The organism is Sphingorhabdus sp. 109 (assembly GCF_902506555.1).
Classification (GTDB): domain Bacteria; phylum Pseudomonadota; class Alphaproteobacteria; order Sphingomonadales; family Sphingomonadaceae; genus Parasphingorhabdus.
Genome location: NZ_LR732707.1, coordinates 921,364 through 947,997, shown reverse-complemented (window position 1 = coordinate 947,997; position 26,634 = coordinate 921,364). Strand labels below are relative to the sequence as shown.

The 26,634-nt window shown below is 56.9% G+C and carries 19 protein-coding genes; 4 read left to right on the top strand and 15 right to left on the bottom strand.

The features are described 5' to 3' along the window. Positions 1 to 46: 46 nt before the first annotated feature. The 14 genes from rnr to pgi all read right to left on the bottom strand — a co-directional run bounded on the left by rnr (position 47) and on the right by pgi (position 19,651). Positions 47 to 2,350 (bottom strand): ribonuclease R, encoded by a 2,304-nt coding sequence (rnr, locus tag BOSE62_RS04625; protein WP_159642489.1) that lies wholly within the window; start codon positions 2,348 to 2,350, stop codon positions 47 to 49. Further along, positions 2,350 to 3,885, bottom strand: a complete 1,536-nt coding sequence (proS, locus tag BOSE62_RS04620) for a proline--tRNA ligase (RefSeq protein ID WP_159642487.1) — start codon at positions 3,883 to 3,885, stop codon at positions 2,350 to 2,352. Before proS ends, rnr begins: the two co-directional genes overlap by 1 nt. Positions 3,886 to 3,916: 31 nt before the next feature. Next, positions 3,917 to 4,534: a polyhydroxyalkanoate synthesis repressor PhaR gene (gene phaR / locus BOSE62_RS04615; RefSeq protein WP_159642485.1), complete on the bottom strand. Its 618-nt coding sequence runs from the start codon at positions 4,532 to 4,534 to the stop codon at positions 3,917 to 3,919. Between the two features lie 180 nt (positions 4,535 to 4,714). Then, positions 4,715 to 5,770 carry an alanine racemase gene (gene alr, locus BOSE62_RS04610; protein WP_159642483.1) on the bottom strand — a complete coding sequence of 352 codons (1,056 nt, stop codon included), beginning with the start codon at positions 5,768 to 5,770 and terminating at the stop codon, positions 4,715 to 4,717. A gap of 19 nt (positions 5,771 to 5,789) precedes the next feature. Then, positions 5,790 to 7,427: an MFS transporter gene (locus BOSE62_RS04605; protein WP_159642481.1), complete on the bottom strand. Its 1,638-nt coding sequence runs from the start codon at positions 7,425 to 7,427 to the stop codon at positions 5,790 to 5,792. Between the two features lie 34 nt (positions 7,428 to 7,461). Next, a complete protein-coding gene (locus tag BOSE62_RS04600) occupies positions 7,462 to 9,435 on the bottom strand; it encodes an acetyl-CoA carboxylase biotin carboxylase subunit (protein WP_159647892.1) in 1,974 nt (657 codons plus the stop codon). 117 nt (positions 9,436 to 9,552) lie between these two features. Next, positions 9,553 to 10,656 (bottom strand): biotin synthase BioB, encoded by a 1,104-nt coding sequence (gene bioB, locus BOSE62_RS04595; protein ID WP_159642479.1) that lies wholly within the window; start codon positions 10,654 to 10,656, stop codon positions 9,553 to 9,555. After that, positions 10,653 to 12,788, bottom strand: a complete 2,136-nt coding sequence (gene scpA / locus BOSE62_RS04590) for a methylmalonyl-CoA mutase (RefSeq protein WP_159642477.1) — start codon at positions 12,786 to 12,788, stop codon at positions 10,653 to 10,655. The genes bioB and scpA overlap by 4 nt, the downstream gene beginning before the upstream one ends. Before the next feature lie 62 nt (positions 12,789 to 12,850). Next, positions 12,851 to 13,633, bottom strand: coding sequence for an enoyl-CoA hydratase-related protein (locus BOSE62_RS04585; protein ID WP_159642475.1), 783 nt, complete (start codon positions 13,631 to 13,633; stop codon positions 12,851 to 12,853). Between the two features lie 107 nt (positions 13,634 to 13,740). Further along, a complete protein-coding gene (gene mce / locus BOSE62_RS04580) occupies positions 13,741 to 14,175 on the bottom strand; it encodes a methylmalonyl-CoA epimerase (protein ID WP_159642474.1) in 435 nt (144 codons plus the stop codon). Further along, entirely contained in the window at positions 14,176 to 15,120 is a 945-nt protein-coding gene (locus BOSE62_RS04575) for a DUF808 domain-containing protein (protein ID WP_159642472.1), read from the bottom strand. A gap of 10 nt (positions 15,121 to 15,130) precedes the next feature. Next, positions 15,131 to 16,657: an acyl-CoA carboxylase subunit beta gene (locus BOSE62_RS04570; protein ID WP_159642470.1), complete on the bottom strand. Its 1,527-nt coding sequence runs from the start codon at positions 16,655 to 16,657 to the stop codon at positions 15,131 to 15,133. Between the two features lie 128 nt (positions 16,658 to 16,785). Next, entirely contained in the window at positions 16,786 to 18,135 is a 1,350-nt protein-coding gene (gorA, locus tag BOSE62_RS04565) for a glutathione-disulfide reductase (protein WP_159642468.1), read from the bottom strand. A gap of 16 nt (positions 18,136 to 18,151) precedes the next feature. Next, complete coding sequence (pgi, locus tag BOSE62_RS04560; protein ID WP_159642466.1) at positions 18,152 to 19,651, bottom strand: glucose-6-phosphate isomerase; 1,500 nt, start codon at positions 19,649 to 19,651, stop codon at positions 18,152 to 18,154. 152 nt (positions 19,652 to 19,803) lie between these two features. Here pgi and lepB point away from each other — a divergent pair, with 152 nt between their 5' ends. From lepB to BOSE62_RS04540, 4 genes are all read left to right on the top strand, one after another. After that, complete coding sequence (gene lepB, locus BOSE62_RS04555; RefSeq protein ID WP_159642464.1) at positions 19,804 to 20,607, top strand: signal peptidase I; 804 nt, start codon at positions 19,804 to 19,806, stop codon at positions 20,605 to 20,607. Then, the gene (gene rnc / locus BOSE62_RS04550) at positions 20,556 to 21,272 is read left to right on the top strand and encodes a ribonuclease III (protein WP_159642462.1); all 717 of its coding nucleotides are present in this window, start codon (positions 20,556 to 20,558) and stop codon (positions 21,270 to 21,272) included. The genes lepB and rnc overlap by 52 nt, the downstream gene beginning before the upstream one ends. Beyond that, on the top strand, positions 21,269 to 22,162 hold the full coding sequence (gene era, locus BOSE62_RS04545; RefSeq protein ID WP_159642460.1) for a GTPase Era: 894 nt from the start codon (positions 21,269 to 21,271) through the stop codon (positions 22,160 to 22,162). The genes rnc and era overlap by 4 nt, the downstream gene beginning before the upstream one ends. A 245-nt stretch (positions 22,163 to 22,407) precedes the next feature. Next, the gene (locus BOSE62_RS04540) at positions 22,408 to 23,844 is read left to right on the top strand and encodes a sensor domain-containing diguanylate cyclase (protein WP_159642458.1); all 1,437 of its coding nucleotides are present in this window, start codon (positions 22,408 to 22,410) and stop codon (positions 23,842 to 23,844) included. A gap of 116 nt (positions 23,845 to 23,960) precedes the next feature. On the opposite strand, the gene topA is transcribed toward BOSE62_RS04540, so the two are convergent. Continuing rightward, a complete protein-coding gene (topA, locus tag BOSE62_RS04535) occupies positions 23,961 to 26,558 on the bottom strand; it encodes a type I DNA topoisomerase (protein WP_159642456.1) in 2,598 nt (865 codons plus the stop codon). Positions 26,559 to 26,634: the final 76 nt, after the last annotated feature.

The window sequence follows — 26,634 nt, the reverse complement described above, 5'->3', positions numbered from 1 at the left end:
AATCTATACCCCTATTCGAGCGCATTGGTTGCCCGGTGACAATGAACTATTTCTTTCTCCGGGCCTTGCCTTTGTTTCCCCGAATATTGGCAGGCCGTCCCGGTTTCCCCTTGCGATGGACTTTGCCCTTGCCTTTGCCCGGCCAATTGGGCGCAGGACGCGATCCCATATGATTGGCGCCTTCGGGCAATTCGAACAACAGGCTGCCGGTGGCGGCATTCGCCTCGACCAGACGCAGTTCGATCTTCTGGCCGATATTATAGGCAGTGCCGCTCTCCATGCCGGTCAGCTGCTGCTTGGCCTCGTCATAGTCGAACCGTTCGGCGCCCAGCGTCCGAACCGGCACCAGACCATCGCCGCCGAGCTCCTCGACCGTAGCAAAAAAGCCGAAATTCTGGACGCCGGTGATCCGGCATTTGACAACCTCGCCGATCCGGTTTGCGAGATGGGCCGAGATATAGCGGTCCACGGTTTCCCATTCCGCCTTCATCGCGCGGCGTTCGAGCTTGGAAATTGTTTCGGAAATCCGTTCGAGACGCCCGGCCTCTTCCTTGCCCAGTCCGGAAAATTCCGGAATGGCGCTGTTTTGTGGCGCCGGTTGTTCCAGCTTGCAAGCGGTGACCAGCGCACGGTGCACGACCAGATCGGCATAGCGCCGGATCGGGCTGGTGAAATGGGCGTAACTGCCCAGCGACAGGCCGAAATGGCCCATATTGGTATGGCCGTAATAAGCCTGGGTCTGGCTGCGCAAAATCTGTTCCATGACCAGAGGCAGCAGCAGTTCGTCGTCGACCTGCCGGATCAGATTGTTGAACACCGCCGGCTTGATCACCTGCCCCATGGCAAAGCTCATGTCGAAGCTTTTGAGGTAATCCTTCAGCGCGATCAGCTTCTCGCGGGATGGCGTTTCGTGCACCCGATAGATGACCGGAGATTTTTTCGATTCCAGCATCCGCGCCGCCGCGACATTGGCGACGATCATAAAATCCTCGACCAGACGATGCGCATCGAGCCGTTCGCGGACGGCGATTTCGACAATCTTGCCCTGATCGTCGAGCACCACCCGCTTTTCCGGTAGATCCAGATTGAGCGGTTCGCGTTCGTCGCGCGCCTTGGCGAGCAGCTTCCAGCAAGCCCACAGAGGTTTCAGCGCATTGTTCTTCAGCGGATGATCCCGTTTCCCGTCCATCGCTGCCTGGGCATCTTCATAGGCGATATTGCCCGCAAGCTTGACGATCGCGCGGGTAAAGCGGGAACCGATCACCTTCCCTTTCGCGTCGATGGTGACGTGACAGACCAAAGCCGCCCGGTCGACGCCCTGTTTCAGCGAACAGACATCGGTGGACAATGCTTCCGGCAACATCGGCACGACCCGATCGGGGAAATAGACGCTGTTTCCGCGCTTATAGGCTTCGCGGTCGAGCTTGCTGCCCGAACGGACATAATAGGACACATCGGCGATGGCGATCAGCGCCTTGAAGCCGCCCTTGTTATCCGGACTATCATCCGGCTCGGCCCATATCGCGTCATCATGGTCGCGGGCATCGGCCGGATCGATCGCGACAATCGGCAGATGCCGAAGATCTTCCCGCTTTTCCTTCGACACCGGCAGTCTGATCGCCTGTTCCGCTTCCTCTTTCACCGCATCAGGAAAATGGAGCGGTATCTCGAATTTGTGAATGGCGATCAGGCTGAACGACTTGGGAGCGAACGGATCGCCCAATATGTCCTTCACCCGCGCCTTGACTTCGGATCCCCGCTTAACCGGTTCGGCCAGAACCAGATTGCCCGGTTCGGCTTCACCAAGATCAAGAATTGGCGTGCTGCGACGAATTTTCCGGTCTACCGGCTTCAGCCAATAGCGGTCGCGTTCGTCTTTCTCGACCACACCCATCAGCATCTCGCTGCTTTGGGCGAGCTTCTTCATCAAAAAGGCGACATGCCCCTGCCCGCGGGATTCTGTCCGTGCCAAAATCCGGTCACCAACGGCCAGCGCCGCACGGCGACCTTTTTCCTTGATGCGCAGCTTAGGTGCAGGCGCATTGTCGGCTTCCCAGCGCTCGGGAATCCCGATCGCTTCATTGCCGTCTATTTCAACGATCTTGAGGACGGTAACTTTGGGAATACCGCCCATCTTGTGGAACGCCCGTCCCGGCGTGCTGTCGATCAGCCCTTCATCGGCCATATCCTTAAGCAGCGCTTTCAGCGCAATCTTGTCCGATCCCCGCAATCCGAAGGCTTTCGCGATTTCCCGCTTGCCGACCTGCTGGTCGGACCGCTCGATAAAATCCAGTATCTGTTTGCGCGTGGGAACCTGCTTCGGTTTGTGGGTTTTTCTCGGACCTGCCATCAATATGCTTTGCCGATGATGATCCGCTCGACCGCCGGCTTGCCGGTGAAGATGCAGACCCCGTCTGCCGGCGCGGCATCCACCGGAACATTACGGAAAGTCAGCTTCAGCTTTTTCAGCCGTTCTTCGATCCCGTCCAGTTCGTCAGCGGTGGCCTTGCACCATTGCACTTCGAGCCAGCCCGGATGTTTCTTATTCTCTTTGTAAAACCGCTCGACGTCTGACCAATGTTCGACACCGCGCGTGATATTGCCCTCAAGCCGCTGCCTGGCTTCCGCGTGCAATGCCGACTGGACCTCGGACAAAAGCACCGGGATTTCCGGAATGAAATCCGCCCGGGCGAGAAATTTCGTGTCGAGTTTGCCGCTGTCCTGATAGAGCGCGTCACGCCGGATCATCGCCACCTTGTCGTCGGCCATGTCGCGCGGTCCGATTTCCAATATGACCGGCGCGCCTTTCTTGATCCAGGACCAGCGCTTGGTCTGGGTCTTGGCGCCCGTGATATCCAGCTTTACCCGGACCGGTTCGTCAAAGGCTCTCAGCTTGCCAATGTCCTGCGCCAGCGCCTTGCAATAGTCCAGCACGGCTTCGTCTTCCGGCTTGTCGCGCAGCATCGGCACGATCACCACCTGATAGGGCGCAATAAGCGGCGGCACGCGCATGCCGTCGTCATCGCCATGGGTCATGATGACGCCGCCGATCATCCGCGTCGACGTACCCCAGCTGGTCGTGTAGGCAAACTGGAACTCGCCTTCCTTGTCCTGATAGCGGATATTCTGAGCCTTGCTGAACGTCTGGCCAAGGAAGTGGCTGGTGCCCGCCTGCAAGGCCTTGCCATCCTGCATCATCGCCTCGATCGAATAAGTCGCATCGGCGCCTGGGAAACGTTCATTTTCCGGTTTCTCTCCGGCGACGACCGGCATGGCCAGCACGCTTTCCGAAAAGTCGCGGTACATTTCCAGTGCGTTGAGCGTTTCTTCCATCGCCTCGGCCTTTGTGGCGTGGGCCGTATGGCCTTCCTGCCAGAGAAATTCCGTGGTCCGCAGGAACATTCTGGTCCGCATTTCCCAGCGCACCACATTGGCCCATTGATTGATCATCACCGGCAGGTCGCGCCAGCTCTGCACCCAGCGGGCAAAAGCGGTGCCGATCACGGTCTCGGAGGTCGGCCGCACGACCAGTGGTTCTTCCAGCTTGGCTTCCGGATCGACGACCAGACCGCCATCGTCGCCCTTGATCAGCCGGTGATGCGTGACAACCGCCATCTCCTTGGCAAAGCCGTCGACATGCTCGGCCTCTTTCGAGAAATAGCTGAGCGGGATGAACAGCGGGAAATAGCAATTTTCATGACCAGACGCCTTGATCCGCTGGTCCATCAGAAATTGCACCCGTTCCCAGATGCCATAGCCCCAGGGCCGCATGATCATGCTGCCGCGTACGCCGGACTCCTCGGCCATGTCGGCTTCTGTAATCACCTGTTGATACCATCCCGCGAAATCTTTTTCCCGGGTAATGGATAGGGCATTTTTCTTCACTGGTTTTTCCTGCGGGTTATGGGGCTGAAGATCAGTTGTCGATCTTGTCAATTTTGGACTGGATATCCGCCAACTGTTTTTTCAGCTCCATAATTTCAATATCCTTGTCGGACAATTGATTTTCCGCTTCATCTTCGCTTTCGTTCCGGTCACCCTGACCGATACTCAATGCCTTTTCGAAAACCCCGGCCAACGGACTGGCCTTCAGCGCATTTTCTACCGCTTCCTGAAATTGCTTCTGGTTCTTCACCGCCATCTGCCCGAGCGGGTTTTTGTTGAGCGCGCCTTCGACCGCTTCCTGAAACTGCTTCTGGTTCTTGCGGAAATTATCCATCGAAGCCTCGAGATAGGAAGGCATCAGGGATTGCATGCTGTTACCGTACATGGAGATCAATTGACGCAGGAATTTGACCGGCAGCATCTGCTTGCCGCTGCTTTCCTCGTCGACGATGATCTGAGTCAGTACATTATGTGTGATATCCTCGCCGGTCTTCGCATCGACCACGATAAAATCCTGATCGTTGCGAGTCATCTCGGCGAGAAAGTCGAGCGTGATATAGCTCGAGGTCTCGGTGTTGTAGAGACGCCGGTTGGCATATTTCTTGATCGTTATAGGATCACCTGGATTTATGTTCTTGGACTTGGCCATATCTGCTCCCGACGGGTTAAAATCCTGTTCTTGATGAGGACTTTCCAACCGACAATTATTTATATGTTGCAAGAGCACTAAACCTATTTGTGCATTGCCGCAACTTTTGTCGTTATCAGTGTTTTGTGCGCAGCATTTATATTTTGTGCAACTGCGTAGAAATACAGTATTGTTACGGCGCTATGTCCAGTCGCGGGCAAGCCGGTTGCCAAGACCGGTGATCAGCTCATATTGCGACAGGCCCGACTGGGCAGAGGCAACTTCCAGATCATATTCGCAGTCGACCCAGTCGCCTTCTTGCAGATAGGGCGCTGCCGCAAGATCGATCGCGATCAGGTCCATAGACACGCGGCCCAGCACCGGCAGCAGATATCCGTCATGCATGAACATGCCGTTGTTGGAAAAACCGCGCAAATAGCCATCGGCATAGCCCATCGCCAATATGCCGACCTTGTGCGGTTCGGCCGCAATATATTGCGCGTTATAGCCGAGCTTGTCCCCCGCTTGAAGCGAGCGCACCTGGATGATTTCCGCCTGCGGAACTGCGACCTGAGTGATGACGCCGTCCAGATCCGGGCGCTGGATTCCGCCGTAAAGAGAAAGACCGGGGCGGGTCACATCGAAATGATAGTTGCTCCCCAGTGCGATACCGGCGCTGTTGGCAAGACTGGCCCGCTTGCCGGTCACGATTTCCAGCGCAGCATTATATCGCGAGAGCTGCTCCCCATTTTGCGGCCCGTCCTCGTCGGCCGAGGCCAGGTGGCTCATCACCATATCGATCGCCATCCCGGCAAACAGACCGGCGTCCAGATCTTCCACATTGATACCGAGCCGGTTCATGCCGCTGTTGATCATGATGTCGCAGGACCTGCCGCTGGACTTCCAGCGCTGCACCTGCTCAAGACTGTTCAGCACAGGCTTGGCCGGAGAACGGAGCGCGAAGGGCAAATCGGCTGCACGCACCCCGTTGAGCACCGACACTTGTGCCTTGCCCGTGGTCAGGTCTTCGATTTCCTGCGCTTCCTGCCAATTGGCGACGAAAAAGTCGGTGCAACCCGCCGCGACCAGCCTGGCCACGACATTGCGGGCGCCCAGACCATAAGCGTTGGCCTTAACCGCAGCTCCGGCCTTTGCTGCGCCCGACATAAGGTCAAGCGCGCGCCAGTTGGCAAGCAGCGCGTCTGAGTCCAGCTTCACGCGTGCGGTCGGCGGAATATTCGGTTTGTCGTCACTCATGAAGCGACCGATAGGGCCTTTAGGCCGCTTCGTCGAGAGCCGCTTCCGGGTCGTTGGGAATGCCCCACCAGGCAACGGCCGCACCGAATGCGACGACCACCCATGTGTACCAGAGACCGGCGTATATATCGCCGGAACGCGCCACGATATATCCGGCAATCAGCGGCAGGAAGCCACCGAGATAGCCGGCGCCGATATGATAGGGAATCGACATCGAGCTATAGCGGATTTTGGCCGGGAACATTTCTGACAGCAGAGCGGCGACCGATCCGTAGGTCAAGGCACTGAGGGCCCCGAGCACCAGCAAGATGGCAACGATCCCCAATATGCTGGCCATGCCCGGCTGCTGCCTGGCAAAATCATAGCCATATACGGCCAGCGCAGCGCGAATGCCGCTGCTGCGCGCAGCCCCGTCTTCCAGCCACGAGGGCTCGATAGCGATCGGGTTGTTGCCAGCGCTCAATTTCAGTTCGCTGGCATCGACCAATGTATAGGACACGCCGGCAGATGTCAGAGTTTCCAGAATTTTACCGCAATCGCTCTGTTCCCGACTGAACAGTTCGGCAAAAGGATCGGTGCTGCAGGCACTGCCCTCCACCCGCACGGGATGGGCCTTGGCGGCTTCCGCCAGACCGGGATTGGCGAGCTGCCCCAATCCCCAGAACGCTGGAAAGAGCAGCAGCAGCGACAGCAGCGCACCGACGACAATCGGTTTCTTGCGCCCGACCCGGTCCGACCATTTCCCAACAACAAGGTAAAACGACATGGCAATCAGACCGGAGACAAACAGGACGATGTCAACGGTGCGCGCCTCCATGTTCATTGGCCCGCGAAGAAAGGACATGCCGGAAAAGAAGGCGGTATACCAGATGGTGGTCAACACGCCGGTGATGCCGAACAGCGCGACAAAAATCCGCTTCTTGTTGCCAGGGTAGGTGAAACTTTCGACAAAAGGGTTGCCCGCCGTTTCACCTGCCGCCTTCATTGCCTGAAAAACGGGGCTCTCGTTCAGCTTCAGACGCATCCACAGTGATATTGCCAGCAGCATGATCGACAGCAGGAAGGGCACCCGCCAGCCCCAGTCATTAAATTCCTGTTCCGGAATCAGGAAGCGACAGGCCAGAATGACTCCGATCGACAGGACAAACCCGCCGGCAACGCTGGCCTGGATATAGCTGGTATAATAGCCGCGCTTGTTGGTCGGCGCATGTTCCGCGACATAAATCGCCGCGCCACCATATTCGCCGCCCAGCGCCAGACCCTGCAATATCCGCAGAAAGATCACGATCAGCGGCGCCGCCAGCCCGATCGTCTCGGCGCTTGGAATGAAACCAACCCCTGCCGTGGCAATCCCCATCAGGGTAACCGTAACAAGGAACGTATATTTGCGGCCCAGCTTGTCGCCGAGAAAGCCGAAAAGAATGGCGCCCACCGGACGGAAACCGAAGCCGATGGCGAAGGTCGCCCAGACCATCAGGATTTCCAGCGTCGGATTGCCGCTGGGGAAAAAGGTCGGCCCGATAATGTAGAAGAGCGTGCCGTAGATGAAAAAATCGTACCATTCGAAAATGGTGCCGGCGGAGGACGCCGCTATGACCAGTCTTATTTCCTTCTGCGTCGGTTCGCGTTGTCCCGCTATCGCAGCGTCACTGGCCATATCTGTGCCCTCCCCGAGGCGTTGTTCAATCGGTCTATTCCAGTTCGAGTATCACCGCATCAACGGCAAGGCTATCACCCTGCGCGGCTTCCACCGATTTTACCACGCCATTTTTCTCGGCACGAAGAATATTCTCCATCTTCATCGCCTCGACCACGGCCAGAGGTTGCCCCTCGACCACGCTATCGCCCTCGCCCACGTGCAGCGCGACCAGCAAGCCGGGCATCGGGCAAAGCAGGAATTTCGACAGATCGGGCGGGATCTTCTCGATCATGTGCACCGCATGTTGCGCAACATGGGCGGGCAGGATCCGTGCCTTGTGGGTTGCACCATGACTGTTGAGTGCGAAACCGTCGGAGCTTTTCGCGATCTTCACCGACAGCGGCTTGCCCGCAACTTCGGCGAGAATCAGACTATCGCCCGGTGTATATTCCATCGACAGGTCTACAGCCGTACCATCGACCGAGATTTCCTCTTCGGAAATCAGCACATCCATGATCTTGTCGCCGATCTTCACCTGCCATTCGGAGGGCGCTTCGAGACGCTTGCCAAGCTGATTGTCGACTCGGCGCGCCCGATCCGCATGGGCGGTGGCGGCAAAAGCGCCAATGGCGGCAAGATTAACCAGCAGTTCGTCGGATGCCGGAGCGCCGTGAAAACCGTCGGGATATTCCTCGGCGATGAAATTGGTGGTGATATTGCCTTCGCGGAAACGCTCGTGCTGCATCAGCGCCGAGAGGAAATCGATATTGTGACCGGGACCGACCAGCTCGAACCGGTTCAGCGCGTCGATCTGGCGATCAATTGCCTCGATGCGGGTCTCGCCATAGGTGATCAGCTTCGCGATCATCGGATCATAGAAGATCGACACCTCGCCGCCTTCGGCCACGCCATCGTCAACGCGAATACCTTCTTCCGCTTCCGGTGGCCGATATTTGACCAGACGACCAGTGGAAGGCAGGAAGCCGCGATAAGGATCTTCGGCATAGACGCGGTTTTCGACCGCCCAGCCGGTCAGCGTCACATCATCCTGCGTCAGCGGCAGTTTTTCGCCATAGGCAACGCGGATCATCTGTTCGACCAGATCGAGACCGGTGATATATTCGGTGACCGGATGTTCGACCTGCAGACGGGTGTTCATTTCAAGGAAATAAAAGCTCTTATCCGCCCCGACGATCAGCTCGACCGTACCGGCGCTATAATAGCCCACGGCCTGCGACAGCGCGACCGCCTGTTCGCCCATCTTCTTGCGCATTTCGGGATCGACGAACGGCGATGGCGCTTCCTCGACGACCTTCTGGTGGCGTCGCTGGATCGAACATTCGCGTTCGCCGAGATAGATGACATTGCCATGCTTGTCGCCAAGCACCTGGATTTCGATATGGCGCGGCTGTTCGATGAATTTCTCGATAAACACACGGTCATCGCCAAAGCTGGCAAGGCCTTCGCGCTTGGTCGCTTCAAAGCCTTCGCGAACGTCTTTCTCGTTCCAAGCGAGCCGCATGCCCTTGCCGCCGCCGCCCGCGCTGGCCTTCATCATCACCGGATAACCGATGTCCGAAGAAATGCGCACAGCATGTTCGGTATCGTCAATCTCGCCGATATGACCAGGAACAACGCTGACGCCAGCCTTTTCGGCGAGCTTCTTCGACTCGATCTTGTCGCCCATCGCCGCAATCGCATTGGGTGGCGGCCCGATGAAGGCAATATCATTGTCCGCCAGTTCCTGTGCAAAGCTGGTCCGCTCGGACAGGAAGCCATAGCCGGGATGCACGGCTTCCGCGCCGGTGTCCTTGCAAGCCTGGATGATCTTTTCGGCGATCAGATAGGATTCCGCAGCAGGAGACGCACCGATATGCACGGCTTCATCCGCCATTTTGACATGGGGGCTGCGCGCATCCGCATCGGAATAGACGGCAACCGTCTTGATCCCCATTTTCTGGGCAGTGCGAATGACCCGGCAGGCGATTTCACCACGGTTTGCGATCAGGATTTTCTTAAACAAAATATGACTCCAGCAGTTCGTCACCCTGAACTTGTATCAGGGTCCATCGTGCGAAAAGCACTGACGGTGATTGTTGATAAGTGGATGCTGAAACAAATTCAGCATGACGAAAATATAAGCTCACTCCGCCGCCTCCAGCTTGCATTCCCGCTGCTCGGCTTCCATTGGAACCAGACCCAGTTTAGCGAACAATGTCTCGTCCGCATCGTCGCCCGCATTGCCGGTGGTCAGCAATTTGTCGCCGGTGAAGATGCTGTTGGCACCGGCAAGGAAACACAATGCCTGCGTGCTTTCGCTCATGCTCTCCCGCCCAGCGGACAGCCGGACCATCGAGGCGGGCATGGTAATCCGTGCCACCGCGATCGTGCGGACAAATTCGATATCGTCGATCTTCGCCAGCGGCGTGTCGGCGAGCATATCGCCGAGCACCGTGCCCTTGACCGGGACCAGCGCATTAACCGGAACGCTTTCCGGATGTTTCGGCAAGGTCGCCAGAGCATGGACAAAGCCGACCCGGTCTTCCCGGGTCTCCCCCATGCCGACGATACCGCCGGAACAGACGTTGATGCCGCTGTTGCGGACATTTTCCAGAGTCTCGAGCCGGTCGCCGAAGGTGCGCGTGGTGATCACCTTCTCATAATGTTCCGGCGAGGTGTCGATATTGTGGTTGTAATAATCGAGGCCTGCCTCGGACAGCATTTCGGACTGTTCCTTGGTCAGCATGCCCAGCGTCATGCAGGTTTCCATGCCCATCTGCCGGACGCCCTTGATCATTTCGATGATCGCCGGCATGTCGCGGTCCTTGGGGTTGCGCCAGGCAGCGCCCATGCAGAAGCGCGAGCTCCCGCGGTCCTTCGCCTGCGCCGCGGTTTGCAGCACCGTGCGAACGTCGAGCAGCTTTTCTGCCTTGAGGCCGGACTTCGCACCAGCAGACTGGTTGCAATAGCCGCAATCTTCGGGGCAGCCGCCGGTCTTGATCGACAGCAGAGTCGAGAGTTGCACCTCGCCCGGCGTGTGGTTGGCGCGGTGGACGGTTGCGGCCTGGAAAACCAGTTCGTCGAACGGCAGGTTGAACAGGGCCGCGATGTCCTCGCGCGTCCAGTCGTTGCGGACCTCGTGTCCCTGCGAAGGCAGGGACCCATTTCGGACCTGCTCGTCCGGACGCGATGGCGGGAGATGGGCACCTGCCTGCGCAGGTACACTGATATTTTCGTCTAAACTCATTCCGCAGCTTCCTCTTCGGGAGGCATATTATGCCCCAGCAGTCTCAAGATGTCCGCGGCACATTCCACAATATTGCTGCCCGGTCCATAGATTCCGACCACGCCGCTTTTGCGGAGAAATTCATAATCCTTGGCCGGGATGACGCCACCGGCAAATACCTTGATATCGCCGCGCCCGGATTCCTTCAGCAGGTTGATCAGTTCCGGGATCAGGGTCTTGTGGCCCGCCGCCAGGCTGGACGCGCCGACCGCGTCGACATTTTCCGCCAGAGCCAGATCGCGGGTTTCGCCGGGCGTCTGGAACAGAGGCCCGGAAATCACGTCAAAGCCCATATCGGTAAAGGCGCTGGAAACGACATTGGCACCACGATCATGGCCGTCCTGCCCCATTTTCGCGACCAGAATTTTCGGCTTGCGACCAAGCCGTTGCGAGACCGCGTCGACGCCGTCGATGACCATCGCGTAACGGGCATCATTTTCATAGGCCTTGCCGTAAATGCCCTTCACCGGCGTCGGCTTGGTTTCGTAACGGCCGAACACCGCTTCCATCGCATCGGAAATCTCTCCGAGCGAAGCGCGCTGACGCGCCGCATCGACGGCGAGCGCCAGCACATTGCCGCCGCCTTTCGCACCGTCGGTTAGCGCCTTGAGCGCTGCCTGACAGGCCGCTTCATCCCGATCGGCGCGCATTTTCTCGAGCCGGGCAATCTGGCCCTGCCGAACCTTGGCATTGTCGATATCGAGCGTTTCCATCGCGTCTTCTTCGGGAAGGCGGTATTTGTTGACGCCGACGATCACCGCGTCGCCCTTGTCCACGGCGGCCTGACGACCGGCAGCGGCTTCCTCGATCATGGCTTTCGGCCAGCCATCGGCAACCGCTTTTGCCATGCCGCCTTCCGAACTCACGCGTTCGATAATCTCCCAGGCCCTATCGACCAGTTCCTCGGTCAGCGCCTCGACATAATAGCTGCCGCCGAGCGGATCGACGACCTTGGTTATGCCCGCCTCTTCCTGCAGCACAATCTGGGTGTTCCGCGCAATACGCGCCGAAAAATCGGTCGGCAGCGCAATCGCTTCATCCAGCGCGTTGGTGTGCAGCGACTGGGTTCCGCCCAAAGTCGCGGCCATGGCTTCGATCGTGGTGCGGATCACGTTATTATATGGATCCTGTTCGGTCAGCGAGACGCCCGACGTCTGGCAATGGGTGCGCAGCATTTTCGAGCGTTCCGACTTAGCGCCGAGATCGGTCATAACGCGATGCCACAGGGTTCGCGCCGCGCGCAGTTTGGCCACTTCCATGAAGAAATTCATGCCGATGCCGAAGAAGAAGCTCAGCCGGCCCGCAAAGGCATCGATATCCAGACCCGTCGCCATCGCCTGTTTGGCATATTCGCGGCCGTCGGCAATGGTGAAGGCCAGTTCCTGCACCGCCGTCGCGCCGGCTTCGTGCATATGATAGCCGCTGATCGAGATGCTGTTGAACTTCGGCATATGCTCCGATGTATAACCGATAATGTCGGAAATGATCCGCATCGAAGGCGCCGGCGGATAGATATAGGTGTTGCGCACCATGAACTCTTTGAGAATATCATTCTGGATCGTGCCGGAGAGCTTCTCCTGAGAAACCCCCTGCTCTTCCGCCGCGATGATATAAAAAGCGAGGCACGGAATGACCGCGCCGTTCATTGTCATCGATACCGACATTTCGTCGAGCGGAATCTGGTCAAACAGGATTTTCATATCCTCGACGCTGTCAATCGCGACGCCAGCCTTGCCGACATCGCCGACCACGCGTGGATGATCACTGTCATAGCCACGGTGGGTTGCGAGATCGAAGGCGACCGAAAGCCCCTTCTGCCCTGCGGCGAGATTGCGACGGTAAAAGGCGTTCGACTCTTCGGCGGTTGAAAAACCGGCATATTGGCGGATCGTCCAGGGCCGACCGGCATACATGCTCGCCTTCACGCCCCGGGTGAACGGACCAAAGCCCGGCAAACCCGGATCGCCGGCATCTTCGGCCGTGTAGAGCGGCTTGACAGCAATACCCTCGGGCGTTTCCCAGGTAAGGTCGCGCCCCTTGACTTCCTTGTCAGCCAGTTCCTGCCAGTCTTCGATCGTCGGTTTGTCAGTCATAATATCGCCATGCTTGGGTGAACGGAAAATGCTTCACTTATATACGTTAGTTATACAAATCATCACTTGCCTTTGAACTCGGACTTGCGCTTCTGCAGGAAAGACAAAGCGCCTTCCCTCGCATCTTCGCTGTCACCGGCAATTCGCTGGCCTTCCGCCTCGCGAAGCAGTGCAGTCGCATAATCGCATTCCAGTGCTTCGGTAAGATTCTTGCGCATGACGCCCAGCGCCACAGTTGGCCCGCCGGCCAGTCGCTTGGCGAGGGCCATGGCCTCATCCATCAGGGCATCCGCTTCGACGACTTTGTGGATGGCCCCCCATTCAAGCGCTTTGGCTGCAGGCAGTTTCTCGCCCAGCATCATCAGTTCGGTGGCCCGTGCTTTGCCGACCAGACGCGTCAGCATCCAGCTGGCACCGCCATCGGGAACCAGCCCGATATTGACGAAGGCTTGCAGAAAATAGGCTTTCTCGCTGGCGACCACGAAATCGGGTGCCAGGCCGATCGAACAGCCGACGCCCGCGGCAGGGCCATTGACCGCGCTGATCGTTGGAATATTAAGCTTGTGCAGCTTGAGCAGCATCGGATTATAATGGAGCATCAAGGCCTTGTAGCTGCCCTGCCCGCCGGAAATCTCGCTGTCGCGACCGCCCTGCAGGTCAGCGCCGGAGCAGAAGCCCTTGCCTTCGCCAGTAATGACCAGAGCCCGGGCATCGCTGAGACGATCCAGCGCATCGTTGATATCATCCGCCATGTCCAGCGAGCAGGCGTTCAGCCGCTCCGGCTTATTGAGCGTGATCGTGGCCACTTGGTCGGTGATGTCGAGCTTGATATTTTCGAATTCCATGTTCGGTCCTTTTAAATATTTCGTCATCCTGAACTTGTTTCAGGGCCTCCTCGAGATCCTGAATCCAGTTCAGGATGACGGTCCCGTAGATGATGACGATCCAGCGATTAATGCCCCTCGGGCGTTTCCATAATTTCGGTTAGCATTCCGCCCATATCCTTGGGATGCACAAAAAAGATAAGCGTACCATGCGCGCCGATCCGCGGTTCGCCGAGGACTCGCTTGCCCATCGCTTCGAACTCGGCCTTGGCGGCGTGAATGTCGGGCACTTCAAAACAGATATGATGCTGACCGCCGAGCGGGTTCTTCTCCAGCCATTTGCCAACCGCGCTGTCCGCTTCCGTCGGCTGCAGAAGCTCGATCTGCGTGCCGGCGGTTTCGCCCTCGCCCGGTGTATTCACGAAACAGACGCGTACTTTCTGCGAATCCAGCACGAATGGTTCGGTGATATCGGTAGCGCCCATGACATCGCGATAGAAAGCAATAGAGGCGTCAAGATCGGGTGTTGCCACGCCGATATGGTTCAATCTTCCCAATTTCATCTAATGTCCTTCTCCATGTGGAATGAATCTGTGCACAAGCGGCGCTATCCCGGCTCCGACGAGCACGCCGAGAATTCCCGACAGGAGCGCAAAGGCAATCCCGCCAACCATAAGTTCGGCAGATGCCGGGAACAGGCCGAGCAAAGGATGCGAGAGCCAGTCGATCAGATGTTCCGGCCCGTGCCAGCCTAGCGCAGCAATATTGTGCACCAGCAATCCGCCACCGACCCAGGCCATGGCCAGGGTGCCGATAATCGACAGGGCGGAGAGCAGCTTGGGCATCAACCGAACCAGACTGCGGCCGAAAGAGCGCAACGCGCCCTCGTTATTCTGCGCGATATGCAAGCCGATATCGTCCATTTTCACGATCAGTGCAACCGCGCCGTAGACCGCCACGGTAATCACAATGCCAATGATCGCAAGGATGATTGCCTGTTCCCACCAGACCTGGTCGGTCAGTTCGGACAGGGCAATCGCCATGATCTCGCCGGACAGGATCAGGTCGGTACGGATCGCGCCGGAGACCATTTCCTTCTCCCGCCCCGGCCCCTCGATAATGGCGGGCTGGTCATGCTTTGTGGACTCGTCGACGTGGAAAAATTCCAGCACCTTCTCGGCGGCTTCATAACAGAGGAACAATCCGCCGAAAATCAGGATGATCGGTATCAAAAAGGGCGCAAATTGCCCCAAAAGAACCGCAGCCGGTAGCAAGAAGACCAGCTTGTTCTTGAACGACCCCTTGGTGATTTTCCAGATCATCGGCAATTCGCGCGACGGATCAAAACCGGTGACATAAGTCGGCGTCACCGCCGCATCGTCGATCACCACGCCAGCGGATTTGGTCCCCGCGCGCGCGGCTGCGGCACCGATATCATCAACCGACGCCGCCGCAACTTTCGCAATGGCTGCGACATCGTCGAGCAGGGCTACTAATCCTGTTGGCACATTCTATCCCCTACAACGGAATATTGTCATGCTTCTTCCACGGATTCTCCAGCTGCTTATTGCGCAGTTTCCGTAATCCCAGAGCCACCCGGCGACGGGTCGAATGCGGCATGATCACTTCGTCGATAAATCCCTTTTGGGCCGCGACGAACGGATTAGCGAAACGCGCTTCATATTCCGCGGTATGCTCCGCGATCTCTTCCTCGGTCTTGCCACGGAAGATGATCTCGACCGCACCTTTTGCGCCCATCACGGCGATTTCCGCGGTCGGCCAGGCATAGTTGAGATCGCCGCGGAGATGCTTGGACGCCATCACGTCATAAGCGCCGCCATAGGCTTTGCGGGTGATGATGGTGATCTTCGGCACGGTCGCTTCGGCATAGGCGAAGAGCAGCTTGGCGCCATGCTTGATGATACCGTTATGCTCTTGTGAAGTGCCGGGCAGGAAGCCGGGAACGTCCACCAGAGTGACGATCGGAATGTTGAACGCATCGCAATAGCGGACAAAACGGGCCGCTTTCTTCGACGCATTGATATCCAGGCAACCGGCGAGCACCATTGGCTGGTTGGCAACGACGCCGACGGTGGCGCCTTCCATCCGGCCAAAGCCGCAGATGATATTGCCGGCATGGGCCGGCTGGACTTCAAAGAAATCGCCCTCGTCGACCATCTTGCGGATGACCTCGTGCATGTCATAAGGCTGGTTGGCATTGTCGGGGATCAGCGTATCGAGGCTTTCCTCGAGCCGGTCCCACGGATCGGCGGTCGGCCGCTCGGGCACTTCTTCCCGGTTGGAGAGCGGCATGAAGTCGATGAAATCGCGTGCTGCCAGCAGCGCTTCGACATCGTTTTCATAGGCGACATCGGCGACACTCGTCTTGGTCGTGTGCGTGACCGCTCCGCCCAGTTCTTCCTGCGTAACGATCTCGTTGGTCACCGTTTTGACCACATCGGGCCCGGTGACGAACATATAAGAACTGTCTTTCACCATGAAGATAAAGTCGGTCATCGCCGGTGAATAGACTGCACCGCCGGCGCAGGGCCCCATGATCAGGCTGAGCTGAGGAATGACGCCGCTGGCCAGAACATTTTTCTGGAACACGTCGGCATAGCCGCCAAGCGATGCCACGCCTTCCTGAATACGCGCGCCGCCGCTGTCGTTGATGCCGATCACCGGCGCCCCGACTTTCATGGCATTGTCGAGGACCTTGCAGATTTTCTCGGCATGGCGTTCGGAGAGCGAGCCGCCGAATACGGTGAAGTCCTGGCTGAACACGAAAACCAGTCGGCCGTTGATCGTGCCCGAGCCGGTAACCACGCCGTCGCCGGCGATCCTGGTCTTGTCCATTCCGAAATCGACGCAATTATGTTCCACATACATGTCGATCTCTTCGAACGAATCTTCGTCGAGCAGAATTTCGATCCGCTCGCGCGCCGTCAGCTTGCCCTTGGCATGCTGGCTATCAATCCGCTTTTGCCCGCCACCGAGCATAGCTTCAGCGCGCTTGGCTTCCAATTGTGCGATAATGTCTGACATTAAACCCCCGGCTGTGAATCACTTGATGCGATACGCCCTAGTCAAAGAGCAGCCGGTTAGGCAATCGTCAATAGCAATTAATTGCCCGATTAAACCATATCTTCATGCTATGGATGCCGTAACGTTATCTATTTAAGCAGTACCAGCTCTTCGGACATGCTGGGATGCAACGCGACCGTATCGTCAAAGGCCTGCTTGGTTAGCCCTGCCTTCACCGCGACCGCTGCCGCCTGCAATATTTCCGGCGCATCGGGCCCGATCATGTGCAAGCCGAGGATCTTCTCGGTCGGATGCTCGACGATCATCTTGTAGAGGCTGCGCTCGGCCCGGTCGGCAAAAACATTGCGCATCGCCCGGAAATCCGACGAATAGATTTTTATATTGCCATATTGCTTGCGCGCCTCGCTCTCGGTCAGGCCAACCGAGGCAATTGGCGGCTGCGAGAATACCGCGGACGGGATGTTGTCATAGTCGACCGTGCGCGGATTGTCGCCAAACACGGTGTCGGCAAAGGCCTGCCCTTCACGGATGGCGATCGGCGTCAGCTGCACGCGATTCGTGACGTCGCCTACGGCATAGATATTTTCGACATTGGTCCGGCTATAATCATCGACGATGATGGCGTTTTTGTCATTGGTTGCAACGCCGGCTTTTTCCAGCCCCAAATTGTCAACTTTTGGTCGTCTTCCGGTTGCTGCGAGCACAATATCGGTACGAACCGGGTCTTTTTTGCCGTCCATGTACACGTCGAGCGCCCCGTCATCCCGCTTCTCGATCCGGTCAAATGTGCAGTTGAATTTATAGCTGATACCTTTGGCGAGGGAAATCTGGATCAGCCGGTCGCGCACGCTTTCGTCATAGCCGCGCAGGATGATATCGGACCGGTTAACCACCGTCACATCACTGCCCAAGCCATTGAATATTCCGGCAAACTCGTTGGCAATATAGCCACCGCCGGCGATGATGATCGATTCGGGCAGCGCCTCCAGATGGAACATCTCATTGGACGTCGACATCAGCCCGCTGCCGGGAAAATCAGCCACGGCGGGCCAGGCGCCGACCGCGATCAATATATATTTCGCCGTAACGGTCTTTCCGCCCGCCAGCTTGATCTCATGCGGGCCCGCCAGCTCGGCGCGCTCGAGAATAATCTCAACCCCATGATTTTTAAGGGTATCGGTATAGGCATTGTTCAGCCGGTCGACATCCTTGAGGACATGATCCCGCAATTTGGTCCAGTCGAATTTGGCATTCTCCCAGGTCCAGCCGAAATTTTTTCCGTCTTCCAGTTCTTCGGAAAAATGCGAACCGTAAACCAGCAGTTTCTTTGGCACACAGCCGCGGATTACACAGGTGCCCCCGACCCGATATTCCTCGGCTACCGCGACTTTCGCGCCATAGGATGCGGAGACCCGCGCAGCCCGTGTTCCGCCGGAACCTGCCCCGATAACGAACAGGTCATAATCATATTCAGCCATTTATCGTTCCTTATTGTCAGGCGCCAAAAGCCCGCTTCTTTAACTCTTCGGTCGATGCATCCAATCGGTTACCATCATCGGCTCCCAGCTTGTTTGCCATTTGCTTGCCAAGCTCGACGCCAAATTGGTCAAACGGATTGATGTTTAGCAACACCGCATTCACAAACGTCCGATGCTCATAAAAAGCCAGCAGCGCACCGAGTGAAGATGCTTCCAGCTCTTCCAATAAGATCGTGACTGAGGGCCTGTCACCCGGATAGTTTCGATGACTGTCATCGGATTTTTTCCCCGCCATCAACGCAGCGCCCTGAGCGAAACAATTGAGCAACAAGCCGTTGTGATGAGCCGGATCCAGCGAATCCCCCGGTTCGACAACCGCAAGAAATTCAACCGGCACAAGATGGGTCCCCTGATGCAGCAACTGAAACACGGCATGCTGCGCATCGGTGCCGACACCACCCCAGACGATCGGACTGGAATGCAAAGCCAGCGCTTCGCCATCCAGCGTCACCGCTTTGCCGTTACTTTCCATTTCAAGCTGCTGAAGATAGTCGGGTAACAAGCCCAGCCGCTCGTCATAAGCGAATACCGCCCGGGTCTCACAGTCACGGATCTGGGCATAATATTGATCGGCGAAGGCCGCTAGCACCGGAATATTCTGGTCCCACGGGCTATCCCGGAAATGCTGATCCATAAGGGCAGCGCCCGCCAGCAAATCCGCGAACACATCATAGCCGAGCGCGAGAGCAACGCTGAAACCGATGGACGACCAGAGCGAATAGCGTCCGCCGACCGTTTCCGAAAACGGCAATATGCGCGTTTCATCCACGCCCCATTTCACTGCCTGTTCCGGGCTTGCCGTCAGTGCAACCACCTGCCCCAGTGGATCCGCAACGCCCTGCTCCCGCATCCAGTCGAGTACCGACTGGGCGTTCATCAGGGTCTCTGCGGTGGTAAATGTCTTCGAGGCGATCACCAGCAGCGTTTTGCCTGCATCAAAGCGCTCCAGAACCGGCTCAAGCGCGACTCCGTCGATATTCGAGACCACCGCCAGTTCATATTTCTCGTCGCCCAGTTTGAGCGCCTGATGGAGCATTTTTGGTCCCAGTGCCGAGCCACCGATGCCGAGATGAATGATCTGCGTGAATTCGCCGAGCGCGCCGGAATCGACAATTTCCACCAGACTTTTCATCCGCTGGTGAAGCGCCTGCGCGTTTTCGACGCTTGGCGGACTGCCGATGCCCCGTTCCGCGCAATGCTCCGCCGCACGGCCTTCGCTAATATTAACCGTCTCTCCGGAAAGCAGGGCCTGAACGCGTTGCGACAGTCCCATGTCGTCAGCGAGGGCAGAGAAAGCGCCGACTGTCTTGTCGTCGAGATGGGTTTTCGAAAAATCGAAATAGATACCAGCCTGTTCCCATCCGAAACCGGAGACTCGCTTGCTATCCGCTTCAAACAGACTGGTGAGAGTTGTCTGAGGAAGGCTCCTGAGGCTTTGCCACTGGTCTGAAGTCATTCAATCATCCGATCCTGATAGTGTAAATCATGCGTGCCCGTTGGTTGCACTAGCCCTATCCGGCGGACAGACCGGCCTCAAGTTGAAAATAGCAGGGATCGGCAGGTTGCAAGAAATCTTGACGCCACTGCCATTGTCGGCGAAGGGGCGGCATGGCGCGAAACAAAGCAGAACGATCGGAAACAGGCGACTTTGTCGCGTTCCTTGTAAAACTTGCATTATTCATTCTGATTTTGCGAAGTTTTATCGTGTCACCGTTCAATATTCCGTCGGAATCTATGCAGCCGCGTCTGGTGGTCGGAGACTATCTGCTGGTGGCAAAATGGCCCTATGGCTTTTCCAGATACAGCCTGCCGTTCAATCTACCGCTGCTTCCCGGACGCGTCTTGCCACATTCACCCGAACCAGGTGATGTTGTAGTATTTAAAGCACCGCCGACCGCGCAGGACGACTATATTAAGCGGGTTATCGCGTTATCAGGTGATATCGTGCAGGTTACCAATGGCGTTATCTCCATCAATGGAACGCCTGTCGCGCGCAAGAGAATAGAAGATTTCGAATTGCCAGTCACGCCCAACAGCCCCTGTTACCGCGAGGAATTTGTGTCCGCAGTACAGGATGGTTCCACGATTTGTCGCTATCCGCAGTTTCAGGAGACGCTCCCCAACGGGGTTACATATCGTACCCTCGATATTTTCGAAGATTCGGAAGGTGATAACACACAGGCATTTGTCGTTCCTGATGGCCACATGTTTCTGATGGGCGACAATAGGGATCGCAGTGCAGACAGCCGGTTCCCGGCCCAGGAAGGCCAGGCTATCGGCATGGTACCGGAAGAAAATCTGGTCGGAAAAGCACTTGTTTCGGTTTTTTCAACCGACGGCTCGGCCGAATGGATCAAACCATGGACCTGGTTTACCGCAGCACGTTGGGAACGGATCGGAGAAGGTTTTTGAGCCGGCCCGACTTTCTGAACTGGATCGCAGAGATTACCGGCAAACAACCTGTGACACCGGAACTCTATGTTCGCGCGGCAACGCATGGAAGCCACGGAGAGAAAGACTATCAGCGCCTCGAATTTCTCGGCGACCGGGTTTTGGGGCTGGTGATCGCCGATCATCTCTATCACCAGTTTCCCAATGAGCCGGAAGGCCAATTGTCGCAGCGACTCAACGGTCTGGTTTCCGGTTCGGTGTGTGGTGAAGTCGCCAGACAGATCGGCGTTGGCAACCATGTTCTCCTCGGCAAACAGGCGCGCGACGATGGTGCGCGAAAGAGCGTCAAGGTCCTGGGTGACGTAATGGAATCGCTGATTGGCGCAGTCTATATCGATCATGGTATGGACGCCGCCCGCGAATTCATCCTCAGCCATTGGGAAAACCGGGTTTCCACGACGGCCGGCGATGTTCGCCATCCGAAATCCGCGCTGCAGGAATGGGCCGCAGCCAATAATCGCAAAATCCCCGAATATGAACTGGTCGATAAAAGCGGCCCGGATCATGACCTGAAGTTCACTGTACGGGTGAGCGTACGCAATGTCGGCGAAGTTATGGCCACTGCGTCCGCCATTCAGGCGGCCCAAACCGAAGCGGCCAAGAAATTTCTGGAAACATTCACATGACACAAAAATGCGGCGTAGTGGCGCTGATCGGCGCACCGAATGCCGGAAAATCAACTCTGATAAATGCGCTGGTCGGCCAGAAGGTCGCGATAACCAGTTCCAAACCGCAAACCACGCGAACGCGGCTGCTGGGCATCGCGATCGAGGAAGACACACAGCTGCTGCTCGTCGATACGCCGGGTATTTTCGAGCCGCATCGCCGGCTTGACCGGGCGATGGTTTCCGCAGCATGGGAAGGCGCGGAAGACGCCGACATCATCGTCCTTCTGGTTGATGCTCGCGCCGGTCTCGGGACCAAAGTCACCTCAATCGTAGACCGGATCAAGCATCGCTCCGAGAATATCATCCTTGTCATGAACAAGGTCGATATCGCCGCGAAAGACAAGATGCTCGGACATGTCGTCAAACTGCATGAACTGGCGGACTTCGATGAGACGTTTTTCATCAGCGCCAAAACCGGCGACGGACTTCAGGAATTGCGGTCTTATCTGGTGCAAGCAATGCCGGAAGGCCCGTGGCATTTTCCGGCCGACCAGGTTTCCGATGCCAGCGAACGAATTCTGGCTGCAGAAATCACCCGCGAGCAGGTATTCCGGCAACTGCATGCCGAACTGCCCTATGCAACCGCCATCGCTATGGAACAATATAAGGAACGGCCTGACGGTTCGCTCGAGATCCATCAGCAAATATTGGTGGAAAAGGCCAGCCAGAAAGCCATTATCTTGGGCAAAGGCGGGCATCAGATCAAGGAAATCGGCACGAAGGCCCGCGCCGAACTGTCCGGTATTCTGGGCAGGCCGGTCCACCTTTATCTTCACGTCAAGGTCAGCGCGAACTGGGACGAAGACCGAAGCCTCTATCAGGACATGGGTCTCGACTGGGTCAAATAGGCTGAACCGATATGCTGACTGTCCGGGGAAAGCCAGCGCCTGACATCAGTCCTGACAGGCTCCCCAAGCGGCTTCCGACGGCGGGTGGAATTCTCCCGACATGCGCACGCGGCCGTGCAACGCCCGTCCAGAAACCTGAGCAATCTTAACCTTAAATTAGCCCTTCTCTGCGATAGATTCCCGGGGGCCAATTACGTTTTGAATTGGGGACGGTTTTGCAAAATCTGGCTTCGAAATTAGCTGCTATGCGGCATACATCAACCCGCGCAGCTCTGGTAACAACCCTGTTCTGCCTGAATTCGCTGATCGTCATTGCAGCGTCAAACCATACCGGCGGTTTTGCAGCCTTATGGTCAGCCAATGCCAGCCTTGTGTTCATGCTGATGATTTTCCCGAGAAAAGAGCATCCGGTTTATTGCACCGGTGTCTTTCTGGCGAGTTTGGTCGTAAATTTATATTCCGGTTTCCCCTTGCAAGCAGCCCTGCTCTATTCGCTCTCGAACGTGCTGGAAGCGGTCTTGGTTTTCCTGGCTCTCGCGCGCCTCGGATTTCCGAAAACCGGATTATATAACCCGGCCCAACTGGTCGAATTTGGCATAGTGGCAACTCTCGTGACGGCCATTTCCGCATCCATCGCGTCTCTCGGAGACATCGAAAATTTCGCGAATGCCTGGTTGTCGTGGTTCGCATCCGATCTGCTCGGGCTGCTGATTTTCCTGCCCTGCTTCAACATCATTCATGCAACGATCACCGGCGCGGAGAAATATATTTGGCCCGGACGCCGCTGGTTCGAATTTGCCGGGATCATGTCACTGGTTTTCGCTGTATCGGCCGTTGCACTCGTTCAGACTGCAGTACCGCTGCTTTTCCTGACAGCGATTCCCGTTTTTGCAGCGGTTTTTCGCTTCGGTCCCTTTGGCGGGATGGCCTCCACGCTTATGGTCGCCATCGTGGCAGAGTTTTTCACCCTTTCGGGATTTGGTCCGATCGCCGGACTGGAGGCAAGCCAGATTACCAAGATATTCGTCCTGCAAGCCTATATCGCGAGTCAGCTGATGCTGGCACTGCCGATCGCTTCCTTGCTGGCGGACCGCCAGAGCAAGGTTGAGAAGATCATTGAAAACGAAAAGCTCCTGAGAATTCTGGCAGAAAAAGACCAGCGGAAAGCAGAAGAAGCAAAATTGCAAAAGATGCGGCTGCTCGCTCGCGACGAGCTGACGGGCCTTTCGTCCAGACGCCATATCATGGAACAGTGCGAACTTGCCTTGCAACGCGCCCAGGAAGGGAACGGAGCGTTTTCCATCGCGATCTTCGATGTCGATAAATTCAAAGCTGTAAACGACCGGTTTGGCCACGCTGTGGGCGATGATATTCTCAGAATGATCGGCAAAATCTGCAAGCACACAATATCCCGAAACCAACTCGTAGGCCGCATCGGCGGCGAGGAGTTTTTAATGTTGTTGCCCGACACGTCAATCGCCGAAGCAGAAGCGCAGGTCGAACGATTGCGCCTCGCGATAATGGATGCGCGGTTGCTGCAGCCTGACATCGGGGTGACTGTGAGCGCAGGATTGGCCAACAGCGCCGGATTTCACGAACTGAAAGAAATGCTACTACTGGCCGACAAAGCATTATATGCTGCAAAACATGGCGGCCGCAATCGGCTGGAAATTGCCGCCTGATCTGAAGAGCAAATGACAGGATTGGGCGGTTAGCCCTGAACCAGACCACTCTCGCGGTTCGGTTCCTGGAGAGCGAGCAGCGCACCGGCCTCTCGCCCTTCTTGCCCAGCCCTGCCTTATTCGGGATCGGCCTTGGCTGGCGCCTTTTTTGCAGCCGGTTTCTTCTTCGCTGCCGGCTTCTTCTTTGCAGCAGGTTTTTTCTTGGCGGCCGGCTTTTTCTTTGGAGCCGCTTTTTTTTTGGCTCGTTTCTTAGCCGGGCCTTTGGCTGCGCGAGCGTCAATCAGTTGCGCCGCTTCTTCCAGCGTCAATTGATCCTTGTCGACTGTCTTCGGCAACGAAGCGTTGGTTGTCCCGTCGGTAACATAAGGCCCATAACGGCCGTCCATCAGTTTGATCTCGGATTCGGTTCGCGGATGTTTGCCCATTATCTTGAGCGGTTCCATTTTCCCGCGGCCGCGACCGCCACCATTTTTGGCAGCATCCGCCAGTTTGGCAACGGCTGCATTCATACCGATTTCGAAAACTTCCTGGGTATTTTCAAGCCGTGCGGATTTGCCATTGTGGCTCAGATAGGGGCCATAGCGACCGATCTGCGCCATCACCGGTTCGCTGGTTTCCGGGTGTTTGCCAACTTCTCGGGGAAGTGACAGCAGCTTCACGGCCCATTCGAGGCCGAAATCTTCCGGTGGAATATCCTTCGGGATAGAAGAGCGCTTTGCTTCCTTGCCCTCGCCTTTTTCCACATATGGGCCGAAGCGACCGACCTTTTTGGTGATTTTCTCGTCGCTATCGGGATCAACGCCGAGTTCCTGCGGACCTTCATCTTCCTCTGCGTTGGCGCCGCCGCCTTGCGCAAATCGACGGGTAAACTTGCATTCAGGATAGTTGGAACAGGCGACAAAAGCGCCGAAACGACCGCCGCGTAGCGCCAGCTTGCCTTCATTGCAGCGCGGGCACAGTCGCGGATCCGAGCCATCTTCCTTTTCCGGGAACAGATAGTCGCCCAGAAACTTGTCCAGTTCCGCGGTGACTTCCGACGGCATTTTCTCCATTACCTCGACGGTCTTGGGTTTGAAATCATGCCAGAAAGCTTCAAGGATTTCCTGCCACTGGGCGCGACCACCGCTGACTTCATCCAGCTCATCTTCGAGACCGGCGGTATAGTCATAGGCAACGTAGCGATCGAAAAAGCGCTCGAGAAATCCTGTCAGAAGCCGGCCGCTTTCTTCAGCAAAGAACCGGTTTTTCTCGACGCGTACATAGGCGCGGTCTTTCAGCGTCTTGATAATCGAGGCATAGGTCGACGGCCGACCGATACCCAGCTCCTCCATCTTCTTGACCAGACTGGCTTCGCTATAGCGTGGAGGCGGCTGGGTGAAATGCTGCGATGCATCGACGGATTGTTTGGCCGGACTGTCCCCCTTGGACATCGCTGGCAACAATCCACCATCCTCGTTCTTGTCGTCATCGCGGCCTTCCTCGTATAACGCCAGGAAACCGGGAAATTTAACGACCTGGCCATTGGCCCGCAGTCCGGTCTGACCACTACCATCAAGCATTTCGACGGTGGTGCGTTCGAGCCGGGCCGACGCCATTTGACTTGCCATGGCCCGCTTCAGGATCAGGTCATACAGCTTGGCGTGATCGCCGCTTCCAACGGTCCGCTGAGTGAAGTTCGTGGGACGAATGGCTTCATGGGCTTCCTGCGCATTTTTGGCCTTCGACTTATATATGCGCGGGCTGTCCGGAACATAGCTTGCGTCGTAACGGTCAGCGATCGCCTTGCGCGCGGCAGAAATTGCACTGCCGTCCATCTGGACTCCGTCGGTACGCATATAGGTAATCGCACCATCTTCGTAGAGCTGCTGCGCGATGCGCATCGTATGACTCGCGGAATAGCCGAGTTTGCGCGCGGCTTCCTGTTGCAGCGTGGAAGTCGTGAACGGTGGTGGTGGATTGCGGGTTAGCGGCTTTGTCTCGATAGTTTCGACGGTGAAAAGACCGTTTTCAACGGCTTTTTTGGCGATCATGGCCTGCTCTTCGGTCACAAGGTCCATCTTGCCGAGCTTCTTGCCCTGATGCACGGTCAGGCGCGCCTCGAACGGCTGGCCACCCTGCTCCATCTGCGCGGTAACCGACCAATATTCCTGTGGCTTGAACGCCTCGATTTCGCGCTCCCGCTCGACGATGAGCTTGAGCGATACCGACTGCACGCGCCCTGCAGACTTTGCGCCCGGCAACTTGCGCCACAATACCGGTGACAGGGTGAACCCGACAAGATAGTCGAGCGCCCGCCGTGCCCGATAGGCATCGATCAAGTCTTCGTCCAGCTCGCGTGGATGCGCCATGGCGTCGGTCACGGCAGCCTTGGTGATGGCATTGAAGGTAACCCGGTCGACCTTCACCGGAAGTGCCTTTTTCTTCCGCAAGACTTCCTGAACATGCCAGCTGATTGCTTCCCCTTCACGGTCAGGGTCAGTCGCGAGAATCAATCGTGTCGCTTTTTTCGACTCGTCGGTAATCGCCTTCAGCTGCTTTGTTTTGTCGGTGTAATTTTGCCAAGTCATCGCGAAACCATCGTCCGGATCGACGGAGCCATCCTTGGGTGGAAGGTCGCGGATATGGCCGTAGGAAGCCAAAACCTTGAAATCCGATCCCAGATATTTCTCGATGGTTTTCGCTTTGGCGGGTGATTCGACAATGACTAGCTGCATATGTTCCGATTTTCTTTGTTCTCACGTACACGCACGAGGCTGTGGCAGGGATTGGCTACAGGTCAAGGGCCTGTGT

Coding starts and splice junctions, on each gene's coding strand:
- rnr (WP_159642489.1), bottom strand. CDS start 2,350: ATGGCAGGTCCGAGAAAAACCCACAAACCGAAGCAGGTTCCCACGCGC.
- phaR (WP_159642485.1), bottom strand. CDS start 4,534: ATGGCCAAGTCCAAGAACATAAATCCAGGTGATCCTATAACGATCAAG.
- alr (WP_159642483.1), bottom strand. CDS start 5,770: ATGAGTGACGACAAACCGAATATTCCGCCGACCGCACGCGTGAAGCTG.
- BOSE62_RS04605 (WP_159642481.1), bottom strand. CDS start 7,427: ATGGCCAGTGACGCTGCGATAGCGGGACAACGCGAACCGACGCAGAAG.
- bioB (WP_159642479.1), bottom strand. CDS start 10,656: ATGAGTTTAGACGAAAATATCAGTGTACCTGCGCAGGCAGGTGCCCAT.
- scpA (WP_159642477.1), bottom strand. CDS start 12,788: ATGACTGACAAACCGACGATCGAAGACTGGCAGGAACTGGCTGACAAG.
- BOSE62_RS04585 (WP_159642475.1), bottom strand. CDS start 13,633: ATGGAATTCGAAAATATCAAGCTCGACATCACCGACCAAGTGGCCACG.
- mce (WP_159642474.1), bottom strand. CDS start 14,175: ATGAAATTGGGAAGATTGAACCATATCGGCGTGGCAACACCCGATCTT.
- BOSE62_RS04570 (WP_159642470.1), bottom strand. CDS start 16,657: ATGTCAGACATTATCGCACAATTGGAAGCCAAGCGCGCTGAAGCTATG.
- gorA (WP_159642468.1), bottom strand. CDS start 18,135: ATGGCTGAATATGATTATGACCTGTTCGTTATCGGGGCAGGTTCCGGC.
- pgi (WP_159642466.1), bottom strand. CDS start 19,651: ATGACTTCAGACCAGTGGCAAAGCCTCAGGAGCCTTCCTCAGACAACT.
- lepB (WP_159642464.1), top strand. CDS start 19,804: ATGGCGCGAAACAAAGCAGAACGATCGGAAACAGGCGACTTTGTCGCG.
- rnc (WP_159642462.1), top strand. CDS start 20,556: ATGGACCTGGTTTACCGCAGCACGTTGGGAACGGATCGGAGAAGGTTT.
- era (WP_159642460.1), top strand. CDS start 21,269: ATGACACAAAAATGCGGCGTAGTGGCGCTGATCGGCGCACCGAATGCC.
- BOSE62_RS04540 (WP_159642458.1), top strand. CDS start 22,408: ATGCGGCATACATCAACCCGCGCAGCTCTGGTAACAACCCTGTTCTGC.
- topA (WP_159642456.1), bottom strand. CDS start 26,558: ATGCAGCTAGTCATTGTCGAATCACCCGCCAAAGCGAAAACCATCGAG.